Source organism: Methanobacteriaceae archaeon (assembly GCA_013403005.1).
Classification (GTDB): Archaea; Methanobacteriota; Methanobacteria; order Methanobacteriales; family Methanobacteriaceae; genus Methanobacterium.
Window position 1 is genome coordinate 22,260 of sequence record JACBOA010000021.1, and the last position, 6,591, is coordinate 28,850.

The window sequence follows — 6,591 nt, forward strand, 5'->3', positions numbered from 1 at the left end:
ATGATCTAATTATAAAAAAAAAGATTACATCACAATCATAAGGGAATATTTTATGAAAATTCAAAGAGGAAGTTTATTTCATCCAGAAAAGGATTATTATAAGGCCGCAGGGATCATCTTACTTGTTGCTGTGATCCAGTTTTTTATGGCAGTTAATCTGGCAGAAACTCAGTATCCTGATTATAACATTGCAAACAATACCTTAAGCTCCCTTGGAGGCACTTTACCATCTGTTGAACCATCAGCAACTATCTTCAACACCAGCATAATCTTACTGGGAATTTTAAGCCTCTTAAGTGTATATTTAATTCTTGAAAGTGGGGGTTGCCGACTCTTCTCATCATGCCTTACCATATCTGCCATGGGGCTGGTGGGTATCGGGATATTCCCCTCCTATGCAGGAGGAGCTCATACATTTTTCGCCTTCATCACCTTACTCTTCGGATGCCTGGCTGTGATATTCTCTTATCGTCTGGGATTGAACATTCCCATGATAATAATATCCATGATAACTGGTTTAATAGGCCTCAGTATCATTATTTTCAGTTTAGTCTTTGGAATGAACAATTTAATTATTAATTATCTGGGAGTGGGAGGCACTGAACGTTTCGTTGCCTATCCACTTCTTTTGTATTTTGCAGGCTTGGGAGGGTATCTCACATGTCGGGGTCAGGATTGGGTGCGAATTAGATTCACAGAAGGATACTTCTAATTTGAATAATTCTGATTTATTTGTGGTTGAATCAAAAAATTTCCTTCGTTTACCTGAACAAAAAAAAATTCTAAATTAAAATTCTTGAATTAAATCAGGAAATATATTGATAGTGACCAGACAAAAAAAATGGTTTTTAAACTTAAATAATATCCATATACCAAAATATATGCTCAGGCTCTTTTCATACTCTGATCAACGTATTTCAGAAGCTCATTACCTAAATCTGAATATATAGTCAGCCTACTAATATCCAAGGGAACGTGAAGTCTTTGCAGCCGAAAATAATCCCCATCATAAGCCTCTTGTGGCCTTATTCCTCCGAAAAAGAATCCACTATCTTCAGCCAGTTCAGCCAGTAAAATAGAAGCTGGCTGACTCACTGGTAGGTCAATAACCACAACCTCTGCACCAGCAAATTCTGCCAAATCATCAGCCACTCGGATAATTTCAAGCCATTGGTGCTCGTTAGATTTTAATACCTTTATTTCACCTTTAAGGAGTGTTTTATCATAATTAACCTGGAAGTCTCCCTCTAACTTCCCAGGTGAAGGCTTGCCAAAGGTGTGAACCTGGCCCATGTTTTCATATATTTTTGATATCATGGCCTGGTGATATTCAGGTACATATATCTTGATGGGTGATGGGGTGGTAAGATAATTAAAACAATGCAGGTAAGATTCTCTTTGTGGGTTTTCATCTTCATTGGCCAGACCTTTAAAAACACGGGGAGGGCATGCTGCAAGATCAATACCACAGGGCCTCCCACCCAACTGTATAATTTTCCTCTGACTGATAATATGACTGGTAACCGGATCCACTGAAACTCCCTTAAGCTGCATATTTACAGCCTTCTCCTGCAGGGCACTATGTATCATTTCCATTATCCCACGACTGCGGTGAGCTGGATCAACCACTAAAAGAGCTTCTTCGGCCATCGGGACAGGGCCGTGGCTAAGCAAGCCTCCATGTCCTACCACATCACCATTTTCAGCAACAGCAACATAACTTATCACCCTACCAGTACCTATAAGGTGTAATAGTCCTTCAGGACGGTAAAAATCTTCATTCTTATAGGAATATCCGTATGCTGCCCAGAAGAGTTGTGCTACTTGTATAGCCTCTTCAGGCTCCATAGGTCTAATAACATAATTTTGATCTGGTGCCAGTTCTGCTGTTCTACTTATAACATCCTGTTCTGATTCAAATGAACGAGATAAACGTTTAACCATACGCAAAACTTTACCCTTACGACCCAGATTTTCGAAATGAGCTTCATCAACTGCACTGCGGATTAAACGAAAACCCAAGCCCTGCTCTGGGGATTCAACCGCAAATTCAGGTGGAGGGTAACTTTCAGGAGATTTGTCAAAAGGAAGTCCTTCATCCCGGATGGACAGGGTAAGCTCTGTTTCACTTATTTCTGCTTTTATGAAAATATCACCCAGACTCCCATCAGGATAGGCATGCTCCAGAGTGTTCATAAAAGCCTCTTCCGCAGCTAGTTCCAGACGTCGCACCTCTAGATCTGATAAACCAGCTATATAAGCTAATTTACGGATATATACCCGTACCATATCTAAAAACCTTTTATCAGTTGGAACACGCAAACCAGTTGTTAAAAATTGACCCATGACAAAAAACCCCTTTTTAAAGTTCCTTTGTAAAGTTTATACTTTACATAGATTTCAATGCCCTTGCTGCGATTTCTAATTAACAATAAGCCCATTCACCATAATTCTCTATAATAATGATTGAGTGAACTGATTAAATATACTTTATACTAAAAATTAAATCACAAGATAGCTACCATAATCTTTTAATCATAAAGCAGAGATAATAAAGTAAAGATATAGCAAAGACTTAATAAAAAAATTTTTTAGGGGTTAGTGAAATGGAAGGTTCACCTTTAATATGCAGTTCATGTAATGCTGAAATTCAAAAAGGTTCCAAATTCTGTAAAGAATGTGGAAAACCTGTGGAGGAGGGTTTAAAAGTAAATAATATTCCTGAAGGCAGGGTTAATTGTCCTCAGTGTGGTGCAGAGTTGAAAGCAGAAAATAAATTCTGTACTTATTGTGGAACTAAAATTGAACCCATAACTAATTGTCCTAAATGTAATGCCACACTTAAACCCGGTACTCGATTCTGCACAGAATGTGGTACCAATATTTATGAATACAAACCATCATCCACCCCATCTGGCACTAAGATCTACACTGGTACCAAAATAACCAACACCCCTCCAACAACACAGACCACTAGAAAAGATGACCCAATGGAAGAACTTAAAGAAACCGGTATGGGACTGATGAAGGATGTGGAAAAAACAGGTAAAGGATTGATGAAAGATTTAGGTAGTTTTTTGGATAAATCATCCAATAAAAGTTCAAAAAACACTATCAAACCCGCAAAAAAGAATCGAAACTTTTTGGTTTGTGATAAATGCGGTGGTTACTACGAACTTCAAAATGGAGAATCACCAGAAGACTTTTCCGATGAATGTGAATGTGGTGGGCACCTGGAACACAAAACAGAACTTCCCTAAAATTCCATCACTTCTGGATTCATTTTATTTAAATTATTTTTTTGTGGCCTTAAATTATTGGTGGTTGATCGATATTTACAGACAGTTTTTGCCTTAAATTGTCTTTATTTGGTGAAAAATCCATAAAAAACGAATTTCAGTTTTAATGATAAGTCCAACACCCATTAACTTTACATTCCCCCTAAATACATATAATTTATATATATCTCATGAAATTAAAAATCTATTAAATCAGTCATTTTTTAGGAGTTATTGAAATGGTTGATGAATATCTAAAAAAGGACACGGAAAGAGTTCAAAAAAAATATTCCGAATTAATGCACAACCTTGAAATAGATGCAATTGAAAAGAAAATAGAATCACTAAACAATAATCCATCAAAGGATTCCATGGATATGATTTGGTTAGAAATCTACACTGATGTCCTTGATTTAAAGAAAAAATATGCCAGTGAAGAATTTAAAAAATAAATCAATTGTTAATTTATTAAAATTCACCAAGAATGTTAAGAATGTTTTTTAATAGATCTTTATTAATTTAATCTTCAATCTTCATTTTAAGAGGTATTATATCTCTTTATGTGCCCAGCTCTTTTAAAATTTCACGAAGGATTCAAGAGGTGCAATAAATTAAAATAAGATATTTTGAGCTTTATTTTTGCTAATCAATAATGATCCACTTTATCTTCAAATTTATCTTCTTCTTGTACCCGTAAAGAATTTTTAAGAATTGTTTTGGGAAGTTTTCCAGTTTTTTCTAGCAGAACTTCAATATTCCCAATAAATTCATGACAGTACCTGATACCCTGTTCCAAGTCCTGGGGACTCCTAATGCACTGAAAATGGTGTTCATCCTGATAATGCAAATCAAAAATCCAATGTAAGATATCCAAACACTCTTTTTTAAAAATACCCTTTTCGCAGTATGTTTCAAGGTAATCTATCAGGTAATGGTAACTTTCTTCACTAACACCATCTCTAAGTGTAACAGCCCTGGCAGCATGATAAAATGCATAAAAGGTGCAAATTCTGGTTGAACGTTTGAAACCATGGATATAAGTTTCCTCTGCCTCTTTTAACCATATTTTAGCTTCTTTAAGTGATAGTTTGCTTTTTAATGGAGAAGGTTCAATTTTTTTTAGATATCCCTGATAATAGAGATCATCAATCTTGTCCAATTAAATCACCATTATTTTAATGCCAAAATATTGCCTCAAATAATTCATTAAGGTATTCAAATCATTTTGTAACATTTTTTCTATATATAAACTACTGTAAAAAGTTAATATTAAATGTTTTCTATAATGCATTGTTTATGGTCATCAATGAATTCCTTTAATGGATAATATTTTGCTAATTATTGTATCTATATTATATCCTAATTAAATTTGTGCCCAGTTTATGGTACATGTTTTTATTATCAGTTGTCAATATATGGCCATGGACTTGTATTTGAGGTGTTTGGTTTGAATAGGAAGTTTAATCTCAATAAAAAAATTATTATATTATCCGGTATTTTACTAATTGTAATCCTGGTATTGATTTACAATATAATGACCTCTGGAACCCATTTTACCAGTGCTGATGCGGATGGTAAAGAGATTTCATTTAATTATCCAGACGGATGGGCATTCCAAGAACGTACAGCTGGTACTTTGATTCAAGGAGAGAAAAATGGCACTAATTCCACTGCTCATTCTGTTGTAACCATTCGTAAGATCTCAGCTAATGGAACATCCCTGGATCAGGTAAAAAATAACGATATATACGTTAAAACTGGTAAAATTGTCAATGAAACCAATCGCACAGTAGATGGTGCAACTGCCACTGTTCTGGACATTGATGAAATGGGAGGTCCTGAAAGAGGAAAATTTGGTGAAGTTAAGTTGATCCTGTTTAGTAAAGGGGATTATATTTACATTATTTCCTTTGTAACAGGAGATTCAATGAAAAATTTACAGAAGGATATTGATCATATCCTCAATAGTTTCCATGCACCTGGAAACTAATTTTATTCTTTTCTAATTTTATTCTTTTAATATAAGATATTTCCATTGTATTTAACTGAAATAGAGGTGGATTAAAGCTAATGAATAGATAGTATTTATGAATAAAATTTCTCCAATGAAGAATCATAAAAAATTAGCTATTCACTTTAACTTGAGATTTTCTTTATAACCATTGAATCAGCTATTTTCTGGTAGGCATCTCTATACCTCTGGGCATCAAATGTTAAGATCATGGTGGGAACATCTATATCCCCTGCAGTTAAGAAAACATAACAGCACACCTGAAGTCCATCTTCAATTTTCAAACCAGTTTTATCTGCAATAGTAACCTTTTTTCCCTTATAAAATGTGGAACTTATAACTGTTCGGTTACTTTTATAGTAAAATATTTCCCCTGCAAGGTTCTCTATACTTGTATTAGAACTGTTGTAGATTTCCAGTTTGCATTCAGTACTGTTAGAATTATCGAGAACTACCATTTCAGGAGGGTACTGAAACTTAACCCATTCATTCTCAAAGTTTCCCCCGGTACTGGTTTTTTCCATTGGATCTGCAGTGCCAATAAGTTCAATGCACCCACTCACAGATACCAAACATACGGTAATAAATATCACCAATAATTGAAAAAATCTCGTTTGAATCCCTCACAATCAATATTAAGTAATAATATCAAACTTTAATGATTTTTACATTAAAATATTGTTAAACTTACTTAGCATAAATCTTTTTTCATCCAGTTTATAGGGTTAATTAACAATTATCCTTATCTAATCATTAATAAAATTCACGAAAAAAGAATTTAACAAAATTGATATAGACCAAAGGAAGATCAATTAAATATCTTAAAAAGATATCTAAAAAAAGGTTTTTTTCAACAGTTCTCGCATGGAACTGTTGAATTTTTTGTATAATTAGTAGTTACTAGCGATTACGATTGAAGTAGCTTCACTGTGTGCAGTTGGTTGGTATCTCCATCCGTAGCCAGAGTAGTCGTAGTCAACCCAGCTGTTTCCATTCCACACTTCAACAGAGCGGTGGTTGGATACATAACGGTTTGCGTACTGCACTATCCTAGCTTTGGTACCTGAAGATGTTAACTGATTATATAGTGCTGCACTGTTATCCCAGCAGTCCCCTATACCCAGAGAACCATATCGGCTGCTAGAATAGTAAGTTTTGGTGTAGCTTCGGACGGCAGTTGCGTAGGATTTTTTTGATGATGTTTGGGTTGATTTGCTTGAACTGTAACTGGATTCGCTGGTACTTTTTTCACCGGCTGCAGCCTGGACCTGAGCCACGTATTTGTCCCAGTTTTCCATGGCT

8 protein-coding genes are annotated in these 6,591 nt (G+C 35.0%); 4 read left to right on the forward strand and 4 right to left on the reverse strand.

From position 1 onward, the window contains the following. Nucleotides 1–52 precede the first annotated feature (52 nt). On the forward strand, nt 53–712 hold the full coding sequence (locus tag HVN35_11015; GenBank protein ID NYB53071.1) for a DUF998 domain-containing protein: 660 nt from the start codon (nt 53–55) through the stop codon (nt 710–712). Nucleotides 713–885: 173 nt separating this feature from the next. Here HVN35_11015 and HVN35_11020 read toward each other — a convergent pair whose 3' ends face one another. After that, entirely contained in the window at nt 886–2,346 is a 1,461-nt protein-coding gene (locus tag HVN35_11020) for an ATP-binding protein (protein NYB53072.1), read from the reverse strand. Between the two features lie 260 nt (nt 2,347–2,606). Here HVN35_11020 and HVN35_11025 point away from each other — a divergent pair, with 260 nt between their 5' ends. After that, nucleotides 2,607–3,260, forward strand: coding sequence for a zinc ribbon domain-containing protein (locus HVN35_11025; GenBank protein NYB53073.1), 654 nt, complete (start codon nt 2,607–2,609; stop codon nt 3,258–3,260). Nucleotides 3,261–3,517: 257 nt separating this feature from the next. Then, entirely contained in the window at nt 3,518–3,730 is a 213-nt protein-coding gene (locus HVN35_11030) for a hypothetical protein (protein ID NYB53074.1), read from the forward strand. A gap of 194 nt (nt 3,731–3,924) precedes the next feature. Here the strand turns inward: HVN35_11030 and HVN35_11035 are convergent, their stop codons facing one another. After that, complete coding sequence (locus HVN35_11035; GenBank protein ID NYB53075.1) at nt 3,925–4,437, reverse strand: HEPN domain-containing protein; 513 nt, start codon at nt 4,435–4,437, stop codon at nt 3,925–3,927. A 288-nt stretch (nt 4,438–4,725) separates the two neighbouring features. Here HVN35_11035 and HVN35_11040 point away from each other — a divergent pair, with 288 nt between their 5' ends. Next, complete coding sequence (locus HVN35_11040; GenBank protein NYB53076.1) at nt 4,726–5,268, forward strand: hypothetical protein; 543 nt, start codon at nt 4,726–4,728, stop codon at nt 5,266–5,268. Between the two features lie 146 nt (nt 5,269–5,414). Here HVN35_11040 and HVN35_11045 read toward each other — a convergent pair whose 3' ends face one another. Both HVN35_11045 and HVN35_11050 read right to left on the reverse strand, forming a co-directional pair. After that, nucleotides 5,415–5,852 (reverse strand): hypothetical protein, encoded by a 438-nt coding sequence (locus HVN35_11045; GenBank protein NYB53077.1) that lies wholly within the window; start codon nt 5,850–5,852, stop codon nt 5,415–5,417. Nucleotides 5,853–6,179: 327 nt separating this feature from the next. Beyond that, nucleotides 6,180–6,591: peptidoglycan-binding protein (locus HVN35_11050; GenBank protein ID NYB53078.1), on the reverse strand; the 412-nt coding region annotated here is incomplete at its 5' end.